This is a genomic window from Roseobacter sp. OBYS 0001 (assembly GCF_019654895.1).
GTDB lineage: Bacteria > Pseudomonadota > Alphaproteobacteria > Rhodobacterales > Rhodobacteraceae > Roseobacter > Roseobacter litoralis.
On record NZ_BPES01000002.1, the window covers coordinates 407062 to 428845 of the forward strand.

21 protein-coding genes and 1 pseudogene are annotated in these 21784 nt (G+C 54.7%); 9 read left to right on the plus strand and 13 right to left on the minus strand.

The features are described from left to right. Positions 1 to 56 precede the first annotated feature (56 nt). From K5Q35_RS07465 to K5Q35_RS07495, 7 genes and pseudogenes are all read right to left on the minus strand, one after another. Positions 57 to 766, minus strand: a pseudogene (locus K5Q35_RS07465) (IS6 family transposase). A 134-nt stretch (positions 767 to 900) separates the two neighbouring features. Next, a complete protein-coding gene (locus K5Q35_RS07470) occupies positions 901 to 1689 on the minus strand; it encodes a DUF1217 domain-containing protein (RefSeq protein ID WP_013964128.1) in 789 nt (262 codons plus the stop codon). Continuing rightward, positions 1689 to 2093, minus strand: a complete 405-nt coding sequence (gene flbT, locus K5Q35_RS07475) for a flagellar biosynthesis repressor FlbT (RefSeq protein WP_013964129.1) — start codon at positions 2091 to 2093, stop codon at positions 1689 to 1691. The genes K5Q35_RS07470 and flbT overlap by 1 nt, the downstream gene beginning before the upstream one ends. Further along, positions 2090 to 2461, minus strand: a complete 372-nt coding sequence (gene flaF, locus K5Q35_RS07480) for a flagellar biosynthesis regulator FlaF (RefSeq protein ID WP_220799069.1) — start codon at positions 2459 to 2461, stop codon at positions 2090 to 2092. The genes flbT and flaF overlap by 4 nt, the downstream gene beginning before the upstream one ends. Before the next feature lie 70 nt (positions 2462 to 2531). Next, the gene (locus K5Q35_RS07485; protein WP_013964131.1) at positions 2532 to 3854 is read right to left on the minus strand and encodes a flagellin; all 1323 of its coding nucleotides are present in this window, start codon (positions 3852 to 3854) and stop codon (positions 2532 to 2534) included. 208 nt (positions 3855 to 4062) lie between these two features. Next, positions 4063 to 4422, minus strand: coding sequence for a flagellar export chaperone FlgN (locus tag K5Q35_RS07490; protein WP_013964132.1), 360 nt, complete (start codon positions 4420 to 4422; stop codon positions 4063 to 4065). Then, positions 4415 to 4696, minus strand: a complete 282-nt coding sequence (locus tag K5Q35_RS07495) for a rod-binding protein (RefSeq protein WP_013964133.1) — start codon at positions 4694 to 4696, stop codon at positions 4415 to 4417. Before K5Q35_RS07495 ends, K5Q35_RS07490 begins: the two co-directional genes overlap by 8 nt. Positions 4697 to 4812: 116 nt before the next feature. Here K5Q35_RS07495 and K5Q35_RS07500 point away from each other — a divergent pair, with 116 nt between their 5' ends. Together K5Q35_RS07500 and K5Q35_RS07505 are read left to right on the plus strand one after the other, a co-directional pair. Then, a complete protein-coding gene (locus K5Q35_RS07500) occupies positions 4813 to 6150 on the plus strand; it encodes a flagellar hook-length control protein FliK (RefSeq protein ID WP_220799070.1) in 1338 nt (445 codons plus the stop codon). A gap of 9 nt (positions 6151 to 6159) precedes the next feature. After that, positions 6160 to 6840 carry a flagellar hook capping FlgD N-terminal domain-containing protein gene (locus tag K5Q35_RS07505; protein ID WP_220799071.1) on the plus strand — a complete coding sequence of 227 codons (681 nt, stop codon included), beginning with the start codon at positions 6160 to 6162 and terminating at the stop codon, positions 6838 to 6840. Here the strand turns inward: K5Q35_RS07505 and K5Q35_RS07510 are convergent. The 5 genes from K5Q35_RS07510 to K5Q35_RS07530 all read right to left on the minus strand — a co-directional run bounded on the left by K5Q35_RS07510 (position 6837) and on the right by K5Q35_RS07530 (position 12190). Continuing rightward, positions 6837 to 8171, minus strand: a complete 1335-nt coding sequence (locus K5Q35_RS07510; RefSeq protein ID WP_220799072.1) for an FAD-binding oxidoreductase — start codon at positions 8169 to 8171, stop codon at positions 6837 to 6839. The two genes, K5Q35_RS07505 and K5Q35_RS07510, sit on opposite strands and share 4 nt — an antisense overlap. Further along, positions 8171 to 8989, minus strand: a complete 819-nt coding sequence (locus tag K5Q35_RS07515) for an ABC transporter permease (protein ID WP_220799073.1) — start codon at positions 8987 to 8989, stop codon at positions 8171 to 8173. Before K5Q35_RS07515 ends, K5Q35_RS07510 begins: the two co-directional genes overlap by 1 nt. Next, on the minus strand, positions 8986 to 9861 hold the full coding sequence (locus tag K5Q35_RS07520; protein ID WP_220799074.1) for an ABC transporter permease subunit: 876 nt from the start codon (positions 9859 to 9861) through the stop codon (positions 8986 to 8988). Before K5Q35_RS07520 ends, K5Q35_RS07515 begins: the two co-directional genes overlap by 4 nt. A 37-nt stretch (positions 9862 to 9898) precedes the next feature. After that, positions 9899 to 11026, minus strand: coding sequence for an ABC transporter ATP-binding protein (locus tag K5Q35_RS07525; protein ID WP_220799075.1), 1128 nt, complete (start codon positions 11024 to 11026; stop codon positions 9899 to 9901). An 81-nt stretch (positions 11027 to 11107) separates the two neighbouring features. Next, entirely contained in the window at positions 11108 to 12190 is a 1083-nt protein-coding gene (locus tag K5Q35_RS07530) for a polyamine ABC transporter substrate-binding protein (RefSeq protein ID WP_220799076.1), read from the minus strand. Here K5Q35_RS07530 and K5Q35_RS07535 point away from each other — a divergent pair. The 7 genes from K5Q35_RS07535 to K5Q35_RS07565 all read left to right on the plus strand — a co-directional run bounded on the left by K5Q35_RS07535 (position 12190) and on the right by K5Q35_RS07565 (position 20280). Further along, entirely contained in the window at positions 12190 to 13038 is an 849-nt protein-coding gene (locus K5Q35_RS07535; protein ID WP_308443343.1) for a GntR family transcriptional regulator, read from the plus strand. The two genes, K5Q35_RS07530 and K5Q35_RS07535, sit on opposite strands and share 1 nt — an antisense overlap. A gap of 78 nt (positions 13039 to 13116) precedes the next feature. After that, entirely contained in the window at positions 13117 to 14514 is a 1398-nt protein-coding gene (locus K5Q35_RS07540; protein ID WP_220799077.1) for an aspartate aminotransferase family protein, read from the plus strand. A 237-nt stretch (positions 14515 to 14751) separates the two neighbouring features. Continuing rightward, a complete protein-coding gene (locus K5Q35_RS07545; protein ID WP_044025477.1) occupies positions 14752 to 15867 on the plus strand; it encodes an ABC transporter ATP-binding protein in 1116 nt (371 codons plus the stop codon). A 120-nt stretch (positions 15868 to 15987) separates the two neighbouring features. Next, positions 15988 to 17094 (plus strand): extracellular solute-binding protein, encoded by a 1107-nt coding sequence (locus tag K5Q35_RS07550; protein ID WP_220799078.1) that lies wholly within the window; start codon positions 15988 to 15990, stop codon positions 17092 to 17094. A 72-nt stretch (positions 17095 to 17166) separates the two neighbouring features. Further along, the gene (locus K5Q35_RS07555) at positions 17167 to 17454 is read left to right on the plus strand and encodes a DUF1330 domain-containing protein (RefSeq protein WP_013964145.1); all 288 of its coding nucleotides are present in this window, start codon (positions 17167 to 17169) and stop codon (positions 17452 to 17454) included. A 3-nt stretch (positions 17455 to 17457) separates the two neighbouring features. Then, on the plus strand, positions 17458 to 19098 hold the full coding sequence (locus K5Q35_RS07560) for an ABC transporter permease (protein WP_220799079.1): 1641 nt from the start codon (positions 17458 to 17460) through the stop codon (positions 19096 to 19098). 3 nt (positions 19099 to 19101) lie between these two features. Continuing rightward, positions 19102 to 20280: an ABC transporter permease gene (locus K5Q35_RS07565; protein WP_013964147.1), complete on the plus strand. Its 1179-nt coding sequence runs from the start codon at positions 19102 to 19104 to the stop codon at positions 20278 to 20280. A 40-nt stretch (positions 20281 to 20320) separates the two neighbouring features. Here the strand turns inward: K5Q35_RS07565 and K5Q35_RS07570 are convergent, their stop codons facing one another. Further along, on the minus strand, positions 20321 to 21676 hold the full coding sequence (locus K5Q35_RS07570) for a lytic murein transglycosylase (RefSeq protein WP_220799080.1): 1356 nt from the start codon (positions 21674 to 21676) through the stop codon (positions 20321 to 20323). Between the last annotated feature and the right edge of the window lie 108 nt (positions 21677 to 21784).

The window sequence follows — 21784 nt, forward strand, 5'->3', positions numbered from 1 at the left end:
CAAAAGGTTCTGTTGCGTTATTTGGAAGTGGTCGGATTTGAGCTTTAGCCTTGGGATTATGCAGCCTCATCGAACAGCCCTGCAACGAAGGCAATTTCGTTGAGCACACCTGTTTGGTCATTCTCAAAATGGCCTTTCTTTATCGCCCTGAGTGTTTCAATTCCTTTCAAGGTGTTCTTCTCGGCCGTCAGACTTCGGAACCCTCGTTTAGGTTTTAGTAGTTGTTTCAATGTGCCGTGATCGCCTTCAATTCGATTGTTCAGATGTTTTCGATCGAAATGCCGGATCGCGTCGTCCGGTCCGCAAAACAGGGTCAGTTCCCTGATCACTTTGGCGTAGTTGTGAGCCTTGTCGGTGATGACCGTCATCGGCTGGGAGCAGCGAACAGTCTCGCTGGCCTGTCGCATGAAAGCCCTCGCAGCATTGGCGTTTCGCCGTGCTGTCAATCGAAAATCAATCATCGACCACGTTGATCAACAGAACGCCACAGATAGCACCAAGGGCCATTTACCCGCACGTATGTTTCATCAACATGCCATTGCAGGCCGCGCCAACTTCGATGCCGACCATAGGTACGTTTTCGGATCTCAGGGCCAAACTTTTGGGCCCATCGATACACGGTCGATGCATCCACCGAAATACCGCGTTCCGCCAGCAAATCACGCACATTACGGTAGGAGAGTGGATATCGACAGTACCAACGCACAGCCAGCAGGATCACATCCTTGGGAAATCGAGGATTCTTAAAAGGATTGCGCTGTACCATTGATGCCTCACTACTTGATCAAATCACAGCATCAGTCCTGAAAACGAATAACGCAACATAACCATCGAAAGTGATGTGGGAGAGGCCGCCAGTATATATCCGACGGTGAATTTAAACCCAGAATGCCCGAGGCTTCAGGATTGCAACAGCGTCAATGCTATCGAAGCTGATGACGTGTTAGCATTGAAGCTGTCGAGTTGAGATCGAACGATGTATTTTGTGACCAAGTCCTGTACCGCTTCGTCACCAGCAAACTGACTTACTTCATCTGTACCAAAAACCGCGCGAGAGCGTTCTTTGAAAACAACTAACTGCTGATCGATATCTATCTGACCAAAGGACGAGGGCAAATTTAACGCTTTTTCAAAAACGGCGCGCAGTGGAGGTTGGCCCATGATTCCAAACCACTTGGCGTCGTTGGATGTATCATCCGTGGCCAGAGCCGGAATCTCGCGCTGCGCAAAAAGAGCGACCCTCATGGAATCATCTTGGCTTCCAGTGGCAATCTCAAAACTGTTTGCACGGTATTTCGCAATTATGTCCTGTGCAAACCCCGTATCCTGTAATTTCAATTGTTCTCCCGGCCCTAAACCGAACGCTGCTGAGAAGTCTTTGTATCGGCTATCTGAAAACCTATTGGCCAACGAGTCTTCGTTTGTTGTACCTTCTTCAAGGACCTTCTTGATAAAAAATCTGTTATCAATATCGTCTTGCAGCCCAAATGCACCCAGAGCGACCTCTCTCAGACGTCGATCGGCAACCAGTTCTTCAGCCGTAGTTACACTGGATATTTTCTCTTCAAAGTACTCCGCCGCGCGCGCTAATTGTGACGACTGGTTGAAAGCTGCGAACTGACTATCGTAAGTCCGCTGTAAAAACCGCCAACCGGTGAGGCCGGTGGATGGAATGATTGGAGTAAACATCAGTGAGGCCGCGCTGCAAGCAACCGATCTTCCCGGGGCAGTAGGGCCCTGAGGGCTTTGAGTGCTCTGTAGTGCTGTCCTTCGACCAAACCACGTGTTGCATCAGCCAGTACGTTTCGGCTATCGGGATCTGTAAAGACTTGGCTAAGCTCTTCGATTTGGCGCAACAAAGGCAAGTGCGCATCGTCGGGGCTTTTATCGCCTGACAACACTAACTGCATTGCGAAACACGCGCGGCGGACGGGCGTTTTTGCGTCCTCCGGGTGAATTGCATCTCTCAGCCTAAGAATATGGGCATCAGGCGTCATGATGGCGAGGCGGCTTCGACGGTCGCCATTTTCTATGACAACGCCGTTAATGAGCACGCGCTCCTTTGGGCTTAACTTTAGAACCAATCCGCTCATTTGCCTGATACCTCGTGTTTTAGTCCTTTGAGAATCGCTGCATTGATTTCCAGCAAAGGCACCGCGTTCTCGGTCTTGCGCATGACCTTATGTGAATGCAGCCGCGTGAAATCCGCCAAATACACAATCCTTGCACGCAACTCATCGGGGAGAAGGTTGTCTGGATTTCCTACGTCTATGGCTAGCGTCGTCCATAGTTTGTTGTTCTCATGCAAAGCTTCTGCCAAAGCGGGAAAATCGTCTTGTTGCATTGCACGTTTCATGCGGTGCGAGATGCGTGCGATCACCTCATACTCAGTGCTGCGCGCCGTTTTGATCGGGGCCTGTGTTGGCGCATAAGCGCGTTGAGCCTGAGCGAATGAGTTCACGTTGCAACCTTCATGAAAGTTTCAGAGAATTGGAATCAGGGGCGCGATTGTTCGCGCCCCTGAAATGGTTTTAACGGAAGAGAGACAGGATTGTCTGCGGTGCCTGATTGGCGATCGACAAAGCCTGAACACCAAGCTGCTGCTGTGTCTGCAGAGCCTGGAGCTTAGCGGATGCTGCCTCCATGTCGGCATCGACAAGAGAACCGATACCGGATTTCAGACCATCCATCAGCTTACCGACGAACTCATTCTGGGTTTCGATGCGCTTGCCATCGGAACCGAGCGAAGCAGCCGCGTCGATTGAGGTCTGGATCAGAGTTTCGATTTCCGCCAAGGCAGACTCTGCGCCAGCTGCAGTTGACACGTCGATTTCATTCAACGCTTCAAGGCGACCACCGATTGTTGTGTCTGCTGCTGCGTACTGTTCAGCGTTGATGCTGAAAGTATCGGCAGCCACACCAGTTGCTGGTGTAATCTCAATGCTGTTACCGTTTGCAACAGCGACTGGGTTCGTGGCATTTTCACCAAGAGCTTCTGTTACATAGGCATTGAACTTGTCTGCGAGCGCAGTAGCAACATCAGCTGCCGTGTCGCCATCTCGTGCGACAAAGGTTATATCACCATCCGCTGTATCAAGAAGGTTGTCGAGTGCACCCCCGTCAGCTGAAAGCATAATTTGGAAACCTGTCCCTGCCTCCACTGCGTCAGTCGCAGCCGCGCCAAAAGAAAAGGCATCGACGTCCGCCGTAGGCGCCGCAGCACCAGCTTGAGCAACGGCCACCTGAGTTGCTGCACCACCGACTGAGATGATGTCAGTCGCGGCGGTTACTGCAGTTGCTGTGAAGTCAATTGCCGATGCGCCTGTTCCCAGATCCTGCTTTGCTACAGCAATATTGCTGGCAGCAACCGTTCCATCACCAGCTCTGTCAAGCGACGACAGAATGTTTGATGTGCCTGAGCCAGCAGCATCTGTGCCCGACTCAGTATTGGACAGCAGGTTAAGGCCATTGAACTGTGCTGCACCAGAAATCGACTGGATTTGGTCGCGCAGCGCTTCGATGTCTGTCTGAATTTTGTCACGGTCGACGTTTTCTTCCTGCGCATTGACGATCTTGCCTTTGATCTCTGTCAGCAGGTCAGTGATGCCTTCAGCGCCGTTCAGCGCCACACCAACGGTGGACGAACCAAGGGACAGCGAGTCAGAGATCGCTTTGAAGCCTTCCACGTCCGACGACATGACCTTGGAAATCGCCCATGTAGCGGCGTTGTCTTTGGCGCTTGCGACTGTTTTACCAGTGGAGATTTCGCTTTGTACTTTGCCCAGATCGTTGTTGATGGACTTGAGAGTTTGCAGTGCGACCATTGCACTGTTGTTGGTAAGAATGCTTGACATAAGCATGTTCCTTTGATCAATCACGCTTTGCGTGGATTACGTCCGGAGAAACGTCCCCGAACAAAATATGTCTTTCTGACCAATGCATTCGCCCATTATCAGACAATGCGCCATCCGACCTCGGATGCATGAGCACCATGCCGCGAAAAACCCTAACGAGTTCTAAAGTGCGCCTTGGTGATTATGTCTGTTTTTACGCAAATTCGGCTTAAGCCCGTTTTTCCAGTGACGCGTCATTCGTCATATTGATCGAGCGTTTGGTTCCGTTGGCATCATAGGTGTCCAACGAACTGCGCACACGACGCATTGCAGCAAGACGCCCGGCGACCGACCGGATGCCTGCAAGTGCGTGGTCAAGCAGGTCTTGGTTTCGTTTCATTTTCCCTGTCAGGTCGTGCAATGATTTGGCTTCGACCTGTTCCAAGACAGAAAGTTCTTCAATCAGTGATTCTTTCTGCTCCAGCAAGCGTCCGATTGCCTCAAGGTTGCCGCTCAAAAGCGCTTCACGCTCCTTTTCCAGCACATCATCGAGCGCACCGACGACATCACTACCTACAACATTACTCATGACTCTTCTCCTTCAGGGATTCAAAAAGCGCTTCGGATAGGCCGATTCCGCCGGCCTTGACCATCATCATCGCTTGCTCCTGAACCAGAAACGACGCGAATTGGTCCTCACCGGCGCCACCGCTAAATTCACTGCTTGATTTGCCCAAACCGGCGGACTTGAGCATTTCTGCCAGGAAGCTTGCCTCCATCTTGTTGGCAGCTTCTCGTAGCGCCTGTTCATTTCGCGCGGTTGAACTGGGTGGCATCCCCGCCACCGATGAAAGCTCTGTCATTCTAACTAGCTCCAATTGCAATTACTTTCAGTGATATTGCATGCAACCAGTAAAGAAGCGGTAACTAAGCTATGTAACAACAGTGCCAGAAACGCGGAAGAATTCCCGGAGGCGACATGCTTGATATACTGACGACACAGACATCATCCCAGCAAACGGGCAAGGCTGCCCAAAACAAGAAGACTGATACTTCAGACGCGAAAAACCAAGCATTCGCGGAAGAGTATGCTGCGACTGGCGATGATCTTGAGAGGACCGGACAACAGCAAGCCGAAGATGCACAAGCAGCATCCGAGGACCAGCAGTCGGGGGATGAAACGGGTGCGGTAGAGGACACTGAAGCGTCACCCGAGAACCCTTCGAATTCGGACACAGAAGCTAGTGAGACCGCAGCTGCTGATCAGCCGGCCTTTGCGATTGTGGATAGCGGCAAGGCGGGGAAATTGCCTGACAGCGAGGCAACATCACCAACCGCCGAGCTGAGCAATGCGAAACGCGCGAATACACAAGACCTTGTGCAAGCACCGCCTTCAGATGCGGCAAAACCCAGTGAAAGTGCTGGCGTATCCAAGAAACTCGCGGCCTCGGCTGCGGAGATTTTTGTGACTGCCAAAGCAGCAGAAAATGTGGTGTTGCCAACATCAGAACGACTTACAGAACAACCAGCAAAAGGCGTACGAAGCGACGCGCAGTCCATGACCGCAGCTTTGGTCACACGGGAAAACACGCCAGTCGCTGGTGTGAACGCTCCTACCTCCAATGATCACGTGTCCGAAAAGCTGAAGTCAATAAAGCTCAGTGAAGAGTTAGCAGCGCGGGCGGTTTCATCGCGCTCTGACACTCAGGGTCAGCAGGTTACACCGGCTGCAACCAATACTCCGCAAGCCGCAACGATGGTGCCAATGACGACCCTTGCCAAAGTGGATGCCGGTAAAGAAAAGACGCTTTTGGATTCGACAAGCGCATTAAACATTGAAGCGCTAAGCGCGACAGAATCCCGTGGCACATCATCTACAGCGACGACGCCGCTTAATCAGCTTCTGGGGCGTGCAGAAACACCTGCCGCGATTGCGCGCCAGATGGCCGAGGCACTGCAAAAACTGCCGGACCGGCCCGTTGAAATTTCGCTCAATCCCAAGGAACTAGGCCGTGTTCGCATGAACATATCTGCAGTGGAGGCGGGAATCACCGTAACCATTGTCACGGAACGTCCGGAAACGTTGGATTTGATGCGTCGTAATATCGACCAACTCGTTCGCGAATTTGAGGCGATCGGATACAACGACATTAATTTTGCCTTCTCCGAAGGGGAAACACAGCAGAGTTTTGGCGAAGGTGCGGACGAAAGAAGTAGTGTGCAATCTACCCAGCTAGAGATTTTGGAAGCGGAAGACGTCGCCGAAGCCAACGAAACAAAATTGCATGCGCAAACTGGCGTAGACATTCGACTGTAAGGATAAAACATGGATATTCTGAACGCCCAGGCGATACAGCCCACAACACAACTGGGAACTGCACAGGCAAGCAACAGCGCCGCCTTGTCTTCCGATTTTGAAACATTCTTGAAAATGCTGACAGCACAGGCACGGTTTCAGGACCCTCTGGAGCCTATCGATTCCTCGGAATATGCGGCCCAGTTGGCGCAGTTTTCGATGGTGGAACAACAGGTCCTGTCAAATGATCTGCTCACCGAATTGGGCGCTCAACTCGGTTCAAACAGTATTGGTCAGATGGCTGCATGGATCGGCATGGAAGCGCGCACAACCGCGCCCGTGGCCTTTGACGGTTCGCCGATAACGGTACTGCCAAAATCCGAAGCCGGTGCGGATGAAGCTTATCTGGTTGCATACGGACCGGATGGTTCTGAAGTGCAAAGGCAAGCGATAACACCCGGTACGGACCCGATTGAGTGGTTTGGGTTGGATGATAACGGTACGGCATTGCCGATTGGAAATTACAGCTTTGTGGTTGAAAGCCGTGCTGTCGGCCAAACAATCGGAACCTCCCCAGCCGAGACATACAGCCGAATTACCGAAGCCCGACGCGAAGGCACGGATACCGTATTTATACTGAATGGCGGATCACCTGTCTCTGCCGCTGACGTTTCAGCGCTGCGCGAAGCATCCTTGCAAAGCGACCCCTAAAAGCAGTCTTGCAGCATCAACTGCGCATAGACCGGCGGCATCAATATGCGACGGGCACGCCCCAATGGGAATTTGGTGAGTGGCTTGCACATCACTTCGGGGCATTCGCCGGTGGCGCGCCCAAGCACCATGTCCGCGACCAGCTTGCCAGCGTAACTGCCCATCGCAACGCCGTTTCCATGATAGCACATGGCGGTCCAGATACCTTTTGAAGCCGGGATTTCCCCGGCATAGGGCAGCTTGTTTCTCGCCAGACTTACCATTCCGGACCACATATTCGGGGTTTCAACATTGGTCCATGCGGGAAACATTTTTCGAAAGTCTGCTTGCGTTTTTTGCCGGGCCTGCGTTTCAGCCTGCGCGCTTGAGCGCAAAGCACCACGCATTCCAAATAAAAAGCGCCGGTCTGGCATCAGCCGGAAGTAATGCAGCAGGTTTTGCGAATCATACCCCATCTGGTCCGTTGTCCAACCTTGAGCATCAAGCTCCGCGTCACTCAATGGTCGTGTCACGAGAACGGTCGATTGCACCGGCATGAAGCGACTCGCCAACCAGTCCGGAACGTCTTCGGATGAATACCCGTTGGTCGCGACGATGACCTGTTGCGCGCTCACAATGCCTTGCGGGCACTTAAGGTCGTGTCCTTGATCCTTTCGGGTGATATTATGAACAGGCGCGTGCGCGAAAAGACGTGCGCCGGCGCTCATCGCCGCCGATGCAAGGCCGGCAAGCAACTTGCGCGGGTTCAGCCCAAATCCAATAGGTATCGACAAAGCCCCGAAAAACCCCGGCCCGCCGGTCATGCCCAAGTTTGCAAGGTCTGATTGTTCAATTACTGTTGGGTCAACGCCATAATTTTCATGGGTCCGCTTTGCCATTTTCTCCAGTGCTGCCATATCTTTGGGGCGGCAGGCAAATTCAGTTTCGCCGCTTGAATGGCGGTCAACATCAAGGCCCAGCTTTGTGATCGTCTCCTCTACGAAAAGAACCGCCGCCTTTTCCGCGCGCCGGAACGCCAGCCGCGCATCGCGCCCGTATTTGGCATCCAGCTCATTGTCGCTCGCGATCCCACCGCCAAGACAACAAAAACCACCATTGCGACCAGAAGCGCCCCAACCGATGTCTTGCGCCTCCAGCAGAGCAACTTTGACACCCTGCGTGGCCAGATGCAGCGCTGCGGACAGACCTGTAAAACCACCGCCAACGATAGCCACATCGACAGTTAAATCGCCTTTCAACGCGCTCAGTTTCGGCAGATCACATGTTTCATCCCACCAGCACCCAGCGCGCGGCCCCTCGTCATAAGTATATGCATTGAAAATACGCTGCATCAGGCTTGGATGGCTGCGGCGCGTTCATCTTTTTTCTGCCGGATCATACTCCGTTTCGAAACCAGCGATGCCGCAACCACCCCGACCGTCACAATCGCAATCATGATTGTCGACAGTGCGTTGATTTCAGGTGACACGCCAAGGCGCACTGCGGAGAATATCTTGATTGGCAATGTCGTTGCGGACGGTCCGGCGGTGAAAGATGCGATGACGAGATCATCAAGGCTGAGGGTAAAGGCCAGCAACCATCCTGAAATGACGGCCGGGGCTATAATCGGAAGGGTCACGAGCCTGAAGGCGTCAAAGGGCGAACAGCCTAAATCCAGCGCGGCTTCTTCCAGTGAGCGGTCAAAGGTCAACAGCCGCGACGAGACCACGACCGACACAAAGCACATTGAAAAGGTCGTATGCGCCAGCACAATCGTCAGAACGCCGCGGTCCAGACCGATGCCAATAAACAGCAGCAGGAGTGACAGACCTGTGATCACCTCCGGCATGACAAGCGGCGCGTAGATCATCCCCGAAAACAAGGTCCGACCCACGAAGCGCCCGCCACGCACCAACACATAGGCCGCCATCGTGCCCAGGATCGTCGCGAGCGTAGAGGAAAGAACCGCGACCTTAATCGTGACCCAGGCCGCATCCAGAAACGCTTCGTTCTGGAGTAGCTCACCATACCATTTCGTCGAAAACCCGGCCCAGACCGTGACCAGTTTGCTTTCGTTAAAGGAAAATATGATGAGGATAAGCATCGGCAGATACAAAAACGCAAATCCCAGCGTGAGCGACGTGACATTGAACCAGCTGAGCCTGTTCATGCCTCTTCCTCCGCCTGCCGTTGCTGGTTGCGCTGAAACAGAACGATGGGAATGATCAGGAGCAACAGCAAAACAATGGCGACGGCGCTGGCCACCGGCCAGTCACGGTTGTTGAAGAATTCTTCCCACAGCACTTTACCGATCATCAGGGTGCCGGAGCCACCCAACAATGACGGGATGACGAATTCACCCAAGGCAGGAATAAACACGAGGAAGCTGCCTGCTATGATGCCGTTTTTTGACAGTGGGATCGTGACGAGCCAAAACGCTTGAAAACGTGAGCAACCGAGGTCTTCGGCGGCCTCGATCAGGGAGCCATCCAAACGGTCAAGTGCCGCGTAGATTGGCAAAATCATGAACGGCAGATAGGTGTACACAATCCCGATATACACCGCCTTATTCGTGTTCAGGATCGTCAGTGGTTCAGCAATAATACCGGTCCACAGTAGGAACTGGTTGAGAAACCCTTCCTGGCTGAGGATGCCCATCCACGCGTAAACGCGGATCAGAAAAGATGTCCAGAACGGCAGAATGACCAGCATCATCAAGGTCGGACGCCATTCTTCTGGAGCTCGGGCCATGCCATAGGCGATTGGATAGCCCACACACAGGGTCATGAATGTTGACAGCACAGCAATTTGCAGCGAGCTGAGATAAGCCTTCCAATAGAGGTCATCCGACGCGAGAAATGCAAAGTTCTCGAAATCCAGACCCGCAATAAACGCCCCGAACCCGTCCTTCAGCGTGGGCGTATAGGGTGGGATCGCCAAGGCAATGTCTGACAGTGAAATCTTGAAGACGATACCAAAAGGGACAAGAAACAGCGCTACCAGCCACGCGTAAGGAATGGCGATCAGAAAAAGGCGCTGCATGATCAGAGGCCTCCCGGTATTATCTTGGGCGCATGTATCATTCCGGCAAAAGTACGCCGGCGGTCGATGTCCAGCTTAGCCAAACCGTGTCTTCCCAAGTATAGCTGCGCCGCGATACCCGCCGCGTATTTGCTGTCTGTGCCTTGATGATCTGCCCGCCCGGCAGTTCCACGTGATAGGTGGACAGGTTGCCAAGGTACGCGATGTCGAGAATCTTGCCCTGCACCGCGTTTTCGGCAGTCTCTGGCCGTTCGGCGTGAATGCTGACTTTCTCCGGGCGCAGCGCAAGGTGACAGGGTTGCCCCTCGGAAAAGGGTCTGCTTGAGGTGGCGACGAAAGGGGCATTCCCTTCTGCCCAGTCGATGTGAAACTGCTCATCCCCTACGGCGCGCGCCGTTCCGGAAATGATATTCACCTCACCAATGAAATCAGCCACATAAAGACTGTTTGGCGCTTCATAAATACGTTCGGGAGTCTCAACTTGCATGATGCGACCTTCGTCCATGACCGCAACACGACTGGCGACGGTCATGGCTTCTTCCTGGTCATGCGTGACGATGACAAAGGTTGTGCCGGTTTTTTCCTGAATGTCCATCAGTTCAAACTGTGTCGCCTGACGCAATTTGGCATCCAGTGCGCCCAGCGGCTCGTCCAGCAAAAGCAGCTTCGGTGCTTTGGCGAGGCTGCGGGCGAGGGCCACCCGCTGACGTTGCCCACCGGAAATCTGATGCGGCTTGCGCTGCGCGAATTTTTCCAACCGCGTCAGCTTGAGCATTTCAGATACACGCGCGTCCAGCGCGTCACTCGATACCCTGTCACGGCGCAGGCCAAAGGCGATGTTTTCATACACAGTCAGATGCGGAAAAAGCGCGTAGGACTGGAACATCATGTTCACGGCGCGCTTGTTGGGGGGAAGGGGCGCGATGTCCGCCCCGGCCAGTTCAATCACTCCCGATGTGGGCTTCTCGAAACCGGCCAACATGCGCATCATCGTCGTCTTGCCGCATCCTGACGGGCCCAGCAGCGCAAAGAACTCTTGCTCAAAAATATCCAGCGTCAGGTCGTCGATTGCCGTAAAATCACCGAACTTCTTTGTCACCGACTTAAACCGGATCAAAGGTTTTTGTGCTGGATCTGTCCAAGGTTCAAATACGACTTGGTTCACGACATGTCCTTACTTAAGCCCTAAGGGTCAGGCAGGTTTAAAGGAGGCGGCACAGATGCACCGCCTCCTTTTGGTTCTGTCTCAGGTTCCGGATTTAACTCTGGTCCACATCCGCGTAACCACGCGCTGGACTTTTGCCGGGTAAGGCGTGACGGTGAACAGGTTTTCCAAGGTCGCATCATCGGGATAAACCGCAGTATCCGTGATCACGTCTTCGACCAGAAACGGCTTGGATGCCGCGTTGCCGTTAGCGTAATACACATAGTTCGTTGCGGCAGCGATGTTTTGCGGATCCATCATAAAGTTCAGGAATGCATGCGCCCCTTCGGGGTTTGGCGCGTCGGAGGGAATGGCCATCTGGTCAAACCACATCAGCGCGCCCTCGGTTGGAGCGTTATAAACAATCTCAACGCCGTTATCCGCCTCGGCGGCGCGGTCACGCGACTGAAGAATATCGCCGGACCACCCGAACGCGACGCAGATGTCACCGTTTGCCAGCGCGTTGATATATTCGGAACTATGGAATTTCTGCACGTAGGGGCGCACCGCGGCAAACACAGCTTCGGCTTTCGCAATTACGTCCGGGTCATGGCTGTCGGGGTCTTCTCCTATATATTTCAAAGCTGCCGGGATCATTTCAGTCGGAGCATCGAGAAAGTGAACGCCGCACTCGGACAGTTTTTCCATGCTCGCCGGGTCAAAAATCAAGCTGAGCGAGGCAATCGGCGCGTCCGCCCCCAGAATTTCCTGCACCTTGTTGACGTTGGTGCCAATGCCGGTGGTGCCCCACATGTAATTGATCGAGTATGCGTTATCTGGATCATATTGTTCGGTCCGCGCTTTTACCACATCCCACATGTTTTCCAGATTGGGCAGCTTGGATCGGTCAAGCTTTTGAAACGCACCTGCAGTGATCTGGCGCTGAAGGAAGGTTCCGGTGGGGACTACCACATCATAACCTGAGCCGCCGGCGAGCATCTTTGTCTCAAGGACTTCGTTGCTGTCAAAGACGTCATAAACCAGATTGATACCGGTCTCTTCTTCGAACTTTTCAAGCAGCGACTCGTCGATGTAATCAGACCAGTTGTAAACACGTACGTCATCGGCAAGCGCTGCCGTGGCTGACAGCGCGACCACAGCACTGGTGATCATAAGCTTGTTCATTGCATTCTCCCTTTGATGCGGCCGGGTTTTTCCCGATTACACATAATTTGATCAACTTTTGCCCAACTCGGCAAGACACGTTATGCTTTCACGCGAGATTAGCTTGTGCAAGGGATGCATGTTCTGCACAAGCAAAGGAAGATGAAGACGCACTGCCGCTGCTTGGAAAAAAGGCAAAAGGACGCCTCATGGAATATGTAAAACGCCCGGTGCATCAATCCGTTTACGAGGATATCCGCGACCAGATCCTCTTTGGAGACATGGCGCCGGGGCAAGCGGTGACTATTCAGGGGCTGGCTGATACGCTTAAAGCGGGTATGACGCCGGTTCGTGAGGCCATCCGCAGGCTGACTTCTGACGGGGCGTTAAATATGACGGAAAACCGTCGTGTCAGCGTTCCGGTTATCACGCATAACTGCATTGAAGAGCTTGAATTCATGCGAAAAACGTTGGAGCCAGAGCTGGCCCGTCGCGCTGTTTCGAAAATTACGGATGCCGCGAAAGAGGTGTTGCGTGCGCATGACAACGCGCTGAATTCGGCCATCTCGCAAGGCGACATCAAAGGGTATCTGACGCATAATTATCACTTCCATGCGACCCTGTACCAAGCCGCAGAAGCCCCCATCATGACCGCTACAGTTGATCGTCTCTGGTTGCGATTCGGGCCGTCCCTGCGGGTTGTATGCGGCAGGCACGGGACCATGAATCTGCCTGATAAACACGCAGATTTGTTGGCCGCGTTGGACCGCAACGACGCGATGGGCGTTCATGATGCGATGGCTGAAGATGTCCATCAGGGCATGATTCAAATTCGAGAAGCCTTGCATGCAACAACTGAACCGAATTGATTCGATTGACTCCCCTTAATTTGATCATATTCTGAATTCAGCTTAAAAACCGAAATTGCAAGAAATGTCAGGTGCCTCATGTCCGTTATCTCGAATCATATGCCAACTGCCGAATTGCAAGCATTGGATGCTGCGCACCACATGCACCCGTTCACGTCGAACGAGGCTTTGGCCAATAAAGGCGCGCGGGTCATTACCCGTGCTGACGGCGTGTATCTGACGGACAGTGACGGCAACCGCATTCTGGATGGCATGGCGGGCCTGTGGTGTGTGAATATTGGCTATGGCCGCCCGGAAATGGCAGAGGCCGCCGCCCGCCAGATGAAAGAACTGCCGTATTATAATACCTTCTTCATGACGACCCATGTCCCCGCGATTGCTTTGGCCCAAGAGGTTGCCAAGCTAGCGCCAGCGGACATGAACCAGATCTTTTTCGCCAGCTCCGGGTCAGAGGCAAATGACACGAATATTCGTCTCGTGCGCACCTATTGGGCGCAGAAAGGCAAGCCGGGGAAATCGCATATCATCAGCCGCAAGAATGCATACCACGGATCGTCGGTCGGCTCGGGCAGTCTTGGTGGGATGACCTACATGCACGAGCAGGGCGGCATGCCCATTCCCGGCATCCATCATATCAACCAGCCCGACTGGTGGTCCGAGGGCGGTGACATGACGCCCGAAGAGTTTGGTGTGGCCTGCGCCAAGGAGCTCGAAGCCAAGATTCTTGAGCTTGGCGAGGACAAAGTCGCCGCCTTTATCGCAGAGCCTGTGCAGGGCGCAGGCGGTGTGATCGTCCCCCCCGAGACCTATTGGCCAGAAATCCAGCGAATATGCGATGAATATGAAATCCTGCTGATCGCGGACGAAGTGATCTGCGGATTTGGACGCCTCGGCGCGTGGTTCGGTTCTGAGGTGATGGGAATAAAACCGCACATCATGACGATCGCAAAGGGCTTGTCATCAGGCTATCAGCCCATCGGCGGCTCGATCGTCTGCGATGAGGTGGCCGAGGTGATCGGCCAGACCGAGTTCAATCACGGCTATACCTATTCCGGGCACCCCGTTGCGGCAGCCGTCGCGCTCGAGAACCTGCGCATCATGCAGGAAGAAAACCTCATCGAACACGTGCGCACTGCAGCAGCCCCTGCGTTGAAAGCAGGGCTTGAAACGCTCGCAGATCATCCGCTTGTGGGTGAAGTGAGCATCAAGGGAATGATGGCGTCATTGGCGTTGACCCCGCACAAGGACAGCCGGGCAAAGTTCGCATCAGAGCGCGGCACGATTGGCACGATCTGCCGCGACAGGGCCTTTGCGAACAACCTTGTGATGCGCCATGTTGGCGACCGCATGGTCGTATCGCCCCCTCTGATCATTCAACAAGAAGACATCGACGCGCTGGTCGAACGCGCAGGCAAGGCCCTCGATGAGGCCTATTCAGAGGTCAAATCCAAAGGGCTTTTGAAGGCTGCATCCTGAAAGCAGCGGCTTGATACAGCTTTTGGTTGTAATCCTGCTTTGAACACGGCCTGCGCAAACGGTCAGAACGCCTGAATGATGTATTTCATGCAGGCTATTTGGCGTGTGATTGAGGTTTTGGCAGTCAAGCTAACTATTACAAAGCAAATTCCACAGATTTCCACCTAAGTGCTTGCACTCTGGTGTCACAGTAGTTTTACATTGACTCAACAAGCGCGGTTAACCGCCGGAAGAACAATGGGGAGCCAAACCTTGGCTGGAAATAATTCAAACGACGCCTTCGTCGAATTTGAACGTGTGCAAAAAAGCTATGATGGTGAAAATCTTGTCGTAAAAGACCTGAACCTGTTCATGCCAAAGGGTGAGTTTCTGACCATGCTTGGGCCATCCGGGTCCGGGAAAACAACATGCCTGATGATGCTGGCCGGGTTTGAAACGGCGACGCATGGGGATATCCGACTTGACGGGGTGTCCATCAACAACATTCCACCCCACAAGCGCGGCATCGGGATGGTTTTCCAGAACTATGCGCTGTTTCCACATATGACCGTGGCGGAAAACCTCTCCTTCCCGTTGGAAGTGCGCAAGATGGGAAAATCGGACCGCGAGGCGAAAGTGAAACGCGCGCTCGACATGGTGCAGATGGGTGATTTTGCCGGGCGCCGTCCCGCACAGCTTTCCGGGGGCCAACAGCAGCGGATCGCCTTGTCCCGCGCGCTTGTCTTCGAGCCGGAACTGGTTCTGATGGACGAGCCGTTGGGGGCTCTGGACAAACAATTACGCGAAACGCTGCAGTTTGAGATTACAAATCTTGCACACGCTCTGGGGATCACGGTCGTCTATGTGACACATGACCAGACCGAAGCCTTGACGATGTCGGACCGTGTCGCGGTATTTGATGACGGTCGCATTCAGCAACTCGCGCCGCCAGACAAACTCTATGAGGAGCCCGAAAACAGTTTTGTCGCGCAGTTCATCGGCGAGAATAATACGCTTGAAGGTGTGGTCAAAGAGATCAAGGGCGATCATTGCCTGATCCAGCTGGACGATGGTGGGCTGATTGATGCCAAACCGATCAACGTGTCGGCGGTCGGTGAGCGGACCCGTGTTTCCATCCGGCCTGAACGGGTCGAATATAACAAGGACCGCCTCAGCCCTGATGCGCATACCCTGCATGCCGAAGTGCTGGAGTTCATCTATATGGGTGACATCTTCCGGACGCGTCTGAAAGTGGCCGGCACCGAAGAATTCGTGATCAAAACACGCAATGCGCCTGATGTAGAGCGCCTGCAACCCGGCCAATCCATCGAAATTGGTTGGCTGCCAGAAGATTGCCGCGCCTTGGACGCCTGACAGGTTCTTGGTGCGCGACGTATCGTGCCCTTAGTGGGTCACGATCTCAAAGAGGTGGTGAATAAGTCCGTTGTCACCTGCCTCACATTCGAAACGGGCATATAAATCGGGAGACGATGAATGAAACTGACCAAATTGCTTTTGGCCTCAAGCGCGTTGACTATGGCCACCGGTATGGCCATCGCGGAAGAGGAAATGGCGAACGAAATGACCATCGTAAGCTGGGGTGGCGCGTATTCAAACTCGCAACAGCAAGCGTATCACAACCCCTATATGGAAAAGACCGGCGTCAATATCATCAACGATGAAAGCTCGGCCGAAGCGGTGTCAAAACTGCGCGCCATGAACGAGGCGGGCAACATCACATGGGATGTGGTGGACGTCGTTGCCGCTGACGCCTTGCGCCTGTGTGACGAAGGTCTGGCGATGGAAATCGACGCGGACGAAATGCTGGCCGCAGCGCCAGACGGAACACCAGCTTCCGAGGATTTCGGCGACCTGCTTGTGGGCGATTGCTTCATCCCGCAGATCGTCTACTCCACCACTGTCGGCTACCGCACGGACATGGTTGGTGACACACCGCCCACGTCCATCTGCGCATTGTTTGACACCGAAGGTTATCCGGGAAAGCGCGCGCTGGAAAAGCGCCCGATCAACAACATGGAATGGGCGCTGCTGTGTGACGGTGTTGCAAAAGACGACGTCTACGACGTGCTGGAAACGGACGAAGGTCAACAGCAGGCGTTGGACAAGCTGGACACCATCAAAGATGACGTGATCTGGTGGTCCGCGGGTGCGGACACCCCGCAGCTTTTGGCGGATGGCGAAATCGTCATGGGTTCGACCTACAACGGTCGCCTGTTCTCGGTCATCGAGGAGCAGAAACAGCCCGTGGGTATGCTCTGGGACGCTCAGGTCTTCGATCTGGACGGCTGGATCATCCCCGCAGGTCTGCCCGAAGACCGTCTGGCTCGTGCGCTTGACTATGTATATTTTGCGACCGACACGCAGCGTCTGGCAGACCAGTCCAAGTGGATCAGCTACGGCCCCGCGCGTGTGTCTTCTGCACCATTGGTTGGCACACATGCCGAATTGGGTATCGAAATGGCACCACACATGCCAACCGATCCGGAAAACGCCAAGAACACGTTCCTCTATAACTACGAGTTCTGGGCTGACTATCGCGACGATATCGACGCGAAATTCCAAGCTTGGCTGGCCCAATAAGCGCCACTGAGCGTCTGAGATCAGGAAGGGCGGTACATCCGCCCTTCCCACAAGAATAAAAGGGGACAAACAATGCCCAAGGGATACATCATCGGCAACATCAGTCTGAAGAATGCCGACGCATATAAGCCTTACAGTCTGCGCAACGATGAACTGGTGCCACGCTATGGCGGCCGGTTTCTGGCGCGCGGCGGGCCTTCGGAAATCCTTGAGGGCGAAAGCCGTCCCCGCCATGTCATTATCGAATTCCCGTCCTATGCAGACGCGCTCGCGTTCTACAATGACCCCGATTATCAGGAAAACATGAAAATCCGGCAGGCAAACGCCGAAGGATCCATCATCGTTGTGGAGGGCGTTTGAGCCATGACCGATACCGCTGAACACTCCGGCCCGATGCTCGCGGCAGATGGCCGCCCGCTCAAAGCAAGCCTGAACCGTGCGTTGCGCCGCCAAAAGATGCGCGCGCTGTTGCTGATTGCGCCGCTGTTGCTGTTCGTGCTGGTCACGTTCATCGCGCCGATCGCGGATATGCTGTTCCGCTCCGTCGAAAACCAGATTGTATCCGACACATTGCCCCGCACCACGAGCGAGCTGGCAGCATGGGATGCGGACACCGGAGAAATCCCACCGCAGGAAACGTTCAACGCGCTGTTCAAGGACGTCTTTATCGCCGCTGAGCGCAAAGCGCATACGCGTCTGGGCTCGCGGCTCAACTATGAACTGACGGGTGTTTCATCCCTGTTTCGCAAGTCAGGCCGCAGTGTCGATGACATGGCGGAGGTCTATCAGGACCAGTTCGAAGACCTCAACGACTTCTGGAAAGAGGGCGAAAACTGGAGCCAGTTGATGGGCTCAGCCGCATGGCTCACGGCAATGAACGGCTGGAGCGAGGACAGCGGACAGGCGCAGCCGGTTTTCGAGGTGCGCGACGACATCGCTGCCGCCTTGCCGGAAACGACTGCTATCTATGAGGAATTCGCAACCTTCGTTCAGATCGAGGAAGAAGAACGCCTCACCACCGAAGACCCTTGGGCGTTGGTTTATGCCGCGCTTTACGAGGACTTATCAGTGGGCGCGGACCTGTCCGGCATCACCGGCACAGGCAGTGCAGAGCTTCAGGCCGCAGCCAATGCCGCAGCGGCGTTTGAAACCGTCGATTTTACTGCGGCCTTTTTCGAGGTGGACGAAGACTGGCACGACATTGAAGTCTGGCAGACAATTCAGACCTATACCCCCGATTTCACCTCCGGCTATTTCCTGAACGCGGTTGATATGAAAAAATCTCCCGACGGCCCGGAAATGCGCCCGGAGAACGAACAGCTGCACATCATGCTGTTCATGCGCACGATGTTCATGTCGCTGGTGATCACCGGGAGCTGTATTCTGCTTGGCTATCCTGTTGCGTGGATACTGGCCAACCTGCCAGCGCGCACGGCGAACCTGCTGATGATCCTCGTGTTGTTGCCGTTCTGGACATCGCTTTTGGTGCGTACCTCGGCATGGAAGGTGATGTTGCAACAGCAGGGCGTCGTGAATGATACCCTTGTCTGGCTTGGGATTGTTGCGGATGACAGTCGCCTTGCGCTGATCAACAACCAGACCGGTACGATTATCGCGATGACGCATATTCTGCTGCCATTCATGATCCTGCCGCTTTATTCAGTGATGAAAACGATCCCGCCCAGTTATCTGCGCGCCGCCAAGTCATTGGGGGCCACGAACTGGACGGCCTTCTGGCGGGTCTATTTCCCGCAGTCCGTGCCCGGTATCGGCGCGGGGTCCATCCTCGTGTTCATCCTGTCCATTGGGTACTACATCACGCCAGAGATTGTGGGGGGCACCACCGGTACATTCATTTCCAACCGGATCGCCTATCACATTTCCAGCTCACTGAACTGGGGTCTGGCCGCGGCACTTGGGGCCATCCTGCTGGTGGTCGTTCTGGCGCTCTATTGGGCTTACGATCGAATTGTTGGCATCGACAACGTGAAATTGGGAGGCTGACACATGGTAGCCCTGACACCTGTATCCCGGACTGAACCGTCCTTTTATGTCCCGGTTGTGGCCGCGTTCGGTGCCTTTGCCGGCCTTTTGGTCGGCACGGCGCAGGGCAGTTCTCTGCTCGGCGTTATCATTGGCGCGGCGCTGATGGGTGCTGTTTCCTTTGTTCTGACCAAGGTTATCAAAAACGAAAAGATCTGTGTCTGGGGCCTTGTCATTCTGCTGGGTATAACCGGGTTCCTGATGGGCGGTATTCCGGCGGGTCTGATCGGGGCGGCATTCGGATGGTTTTTTGCCTGGCTGAGCTTTTGGCTCTACGAGTCACGCTATCGTCAGCATCTCGTGCCCTACCTCACACCGGGGCAGGTCCTGTGGCATTACACCTTCCGTGTGATCTGCGGCGCGATCCTCGTGTTTCTCATCACACCGATCCTTGTGGTCATGCCGCTGAGTTTCAACGCGCAGAACTTCTTTACCTTCACGCCTGAAATGCTGCGTTTTGATCCGGCGGGCTATTCGCTGAAACACTACGAGGATTTCTTTACCAATTCGGACTGGCAAGGTGCCTTGGCCAATTCGGTCAAGATCGCCCCGGCCGCGACATTGCTCTCGGTGACCTTCGGTACATTGGCAGCCATCGGCCTTAGCCAGCCGCACGTTCCGTTCCGCCGCGCCATCATGGCCATTCTCATTTCACCCATGATCGTGCCCCTGATTATTTCAGCTGCGGGCATGTACTTTTTCTACAGCCGCATCGGCCTGCAGGGCACCTATATGGGCGTTGTGCTCGCGCATGCGGCCTTGGGTATCCCCTTTGTCATCATCACAGTGACTGCAACGCTGGTGGGTTTTGACAACTCGCTGACGCGCGCTGCGGCCAATATGGGCGCGAACCCCGTCACAACATTCTTTCGGGTGCAGATGCCGCTTATTCTGCCGGGTGTCATATCGGGTGGCCTTTTCGCGTTTATCACCTCCTTTGACGAAGTGGTTGTGGTGTTGTTTGTCGGCTCTGCCGGTCAGAAAACGCTGCCCTGGCAAATGTTCACAGGTCTGCGCGAACAGATCAGCCCGACGATCCTCGCCGTGGCGACGATCCTCGTGTTTATCTCAATCGCCCTGCTGACAGTGGTGGAATTGCTGCGTCGGCGGTCTGAACGACTACGCGGGATGAGCCCCGCGTAGTCTGAACGACGCCAATGCTTTTTCTATTGCGCGGTAAACCTCACCGCAGTTTTTGCAGCAAAGCTGACGAGGCATAGCCATCAGGAACCAGACCACGGTTGCGTTGAAAGGCGCGGATCGCGTCAATCGTGTTGGGACCAATACGCCCGTCAACGCCTTGTGTGTTGAACCCTGCGCGGGTCAACCGCTGCTGTATTTCCTTGCGTTCCGCAAAAGTCAGCGCTCTTTCGTCCGTGGGCCAGCTTGACCGGATCGGGCCGCCCCCTTTGATGCGGTCGCTCAGATGACCCACCCCGATGACATAGGCATCCGCGGCATTATACCGTTCGATGGCGGCGAAATTATCAAAGATCATGAATGCCGCACCCCCCGCACCCGCAGGCAGTAGAATGGCCGCGCGCCCGTGATTGGCCACTTTGCGACCGCTCATGTCTCTGACACCCAGGCGCGCCCATGCACCGGGCGTCTTCTTGGTGCTCCGGTTGGCCTGCGCATAGTCAAACACTTGCGGCAATTGCACTTCAACGCCCCAGGGCTGGCCGGTTTTCCAGCCTGCGTTTTTCAGATAGGCTGCGGTGGAAGCCAGCGCGTCGGTTGGATCCTCCGACCAGATGTCGCGCCGCCCATCGCCCGTGAAATCAACGGCATAGGCAAGGTAAGACGTGGGAATAAACTGCGTATGCCCCATGGCCCCGGCCCAGCTGCCGGTCATATTGCGCGGGGCCGTGTCCCCGTTTTGCAGGATTTTCAGCGCCGCGATTAGTTGCTCTTCGAAAAACGCGCCGCGACGTCCTTCATAGGCCAAAGTCGACAGCGAGCGGATCACATCATTTGAGCCACGATACGCGCCATAGCCGCTTTCCAGCCCCCAGACCGCGACGACGACTTCTTTTTCGACCCCGTAGCGCCGCTCAATCGCCTCCAGCGTTGTGCGATGTTTGGCCAGTGCCGCCTTGCCATTCGCGATGCGCCGATCCGAGGCCGCGCTTGCAAGATACTGCCAAATCGTCTTGGTAAATTCGGACTGATTTCTGTCCCGCCGGATGACATCACTGTCAAACGTCACACCGCGAAATGCCGGGTCCAGCGTTGCCGATCTGATCCCTTGCCGGGTGGCGCGCTGTTTGAAACCTGATACCCAAGCGTCAAACCCGGCGGCCGAAGTAGCCAGCGCAAGAGCAGTTTCGGCTTGGCCCTTGATGGTATCCGACCTCAGTTTGGGTCGCATCACCTGCTCAATCGCGGTGCCTGACGCGGCTACGTCGACTATGTTTAGCGGCGGCGCAACGGCCGGGCGCACTACGGGCCGCAAGGACTGCCCGGACGTCTGGGCAAAAGCACCATTTGCCCCCAACACCAAGCCAAGCATACCCGACCAAAAGATCATGCGTTTCATGAAAATATCCTGCTACGGTTTTTTATTATTAATGACAGTGTAGCGCGACTTTGCTTTCGGAAAAAGAACTCTGTGTCTTTATCGCGGCCTGTCGCCGACAGCGAAAGG

Bases quoted from the DNA above. Each gene is read 5' to 3' on its own strand.
- K5Q35_RS07470 (WP_013964128.1), bottom strand. From the start codon at position 1,689: ATGTTTACTCCAATCATTCCATCCACCGGCCTCACCGGTTGGCGGTTT.
- flbT (WP_013964129.1), bottom strand. From the start codon at position 2,093: ATGAGCGGATTGGTTCTAAAGTTAAGCCCAAAGGAGCGCGTGCTCATT.
- K5Q35_RS07485 (WP_013964131.1), bottom strand. From the start codon at position 3,854: ATGTCAAGCATTCTTACCAACAACAGTGCAATGGTCGCACTGCAAACT.
- K5Q35_RS07490 (WP_013964132.1), bottom strand. From the start codon at position 4,422: ATGAGTAATGTTGTAGGTAGTGATGTCGTCGGTGCGCTCGATGATGTG.
- K5Q35_RS07495 (WP_013964133.1), bottom strand. From the start codon at position 4,696: ATGACAGAGCTTTCATCGGTGGCGGGGATGCCACCCAGTTCAACCGCG.
- K5Q35_RS07500 (WP_220799070.1), top strand. From the start codon at position 4,813: ATGCTTGATATACTGACGACACAGACATCATCCCAGCAAACGGGCAAG.
- K5Q35_RS07505 (WP_220799071.1), top strand. From the start codon at position 6,160: ATGGATATTCTGAACGCCCAGGCGATACAGCCCACAACACAACTGGGA.
- K5Q35_RS07510 (WP_220799072.1), bottom strand. From the start codon at position 8,171: ATGCAGCGTATTTTCAATGCATATACTTATGACGAGGGGCCGCGCGCT.
- K5Q35_RS07515 (WP_220799073.1), bottom strand. From the start codon at position 8,989: ATGAACAGGCTCAGCTGGTTCAATGTCACGTCGCTCACGCTGGGATTT.
- K5Q35_RS07520 (WP_220799074.1), bottom strand. From the start codon at position 9,861: ATGCAGCGCCTTTTTCTGATCGCCATTCCTTACGCGTGGCTGGTAGCG.
- K5Q35_RS07530 (WP_220799076.1), bottom strand. From the start codon at position 12,190: ATGAACAAGCTTATGATCACCAGTGCTGTGGTCGCGCTGTCAGCCACG.
- K5Q35_RS07540 (WP_220799077.1), top strand. From the start codon at position 13,117: ATGTCCGTTATCTCGAATCATATGCCAACTGCCGAATTGCAAGCATTG.
- K5Q35_RS07545 (WP_044025477.1), top strand. From the start codon at position 14,752: ATGGGGAGCCAAACCTTGGCTGGAAATAATTCAAACGACGCCTTCGTC.
- K5Q35_RS07550 (WP_220799078.1), top strand. From the start codon at position 15,988: ATGAAACTGACCAAATTGCTTTTGGCCTCAAGCGCGTTGACTATGGCC.
- K5Q35_RS07555 (WP_013964145.1), top strand. From the start codon at position 17,167: ATGCCCAAGGGATACATCATCGGCAACATCAGTCTGAAGAATGCCGAC.
- K5Q35_RS07560 (WP_220799079.1), top strand. From the start codon at position 17,458: ATGACCGATACCGCTGAACACTCCGGCCCGATGCTCGCGGCAGATGGC.
- K5Q35_RS07565 (WP_013964147.1), top strand. From the start codon at position 19,102: ATGGTAGCCCTGACACCTGTATCCCGGACTGAACCGTCCTTTTATGTC.
- K5Q35_RS07570 (WP_220799080.1), bottom strand. From the start codon at position 21,676: ATGAAACGCATGATCTTTTGGTCGGGTATGCTTGGCTTGGTGTTGGGG.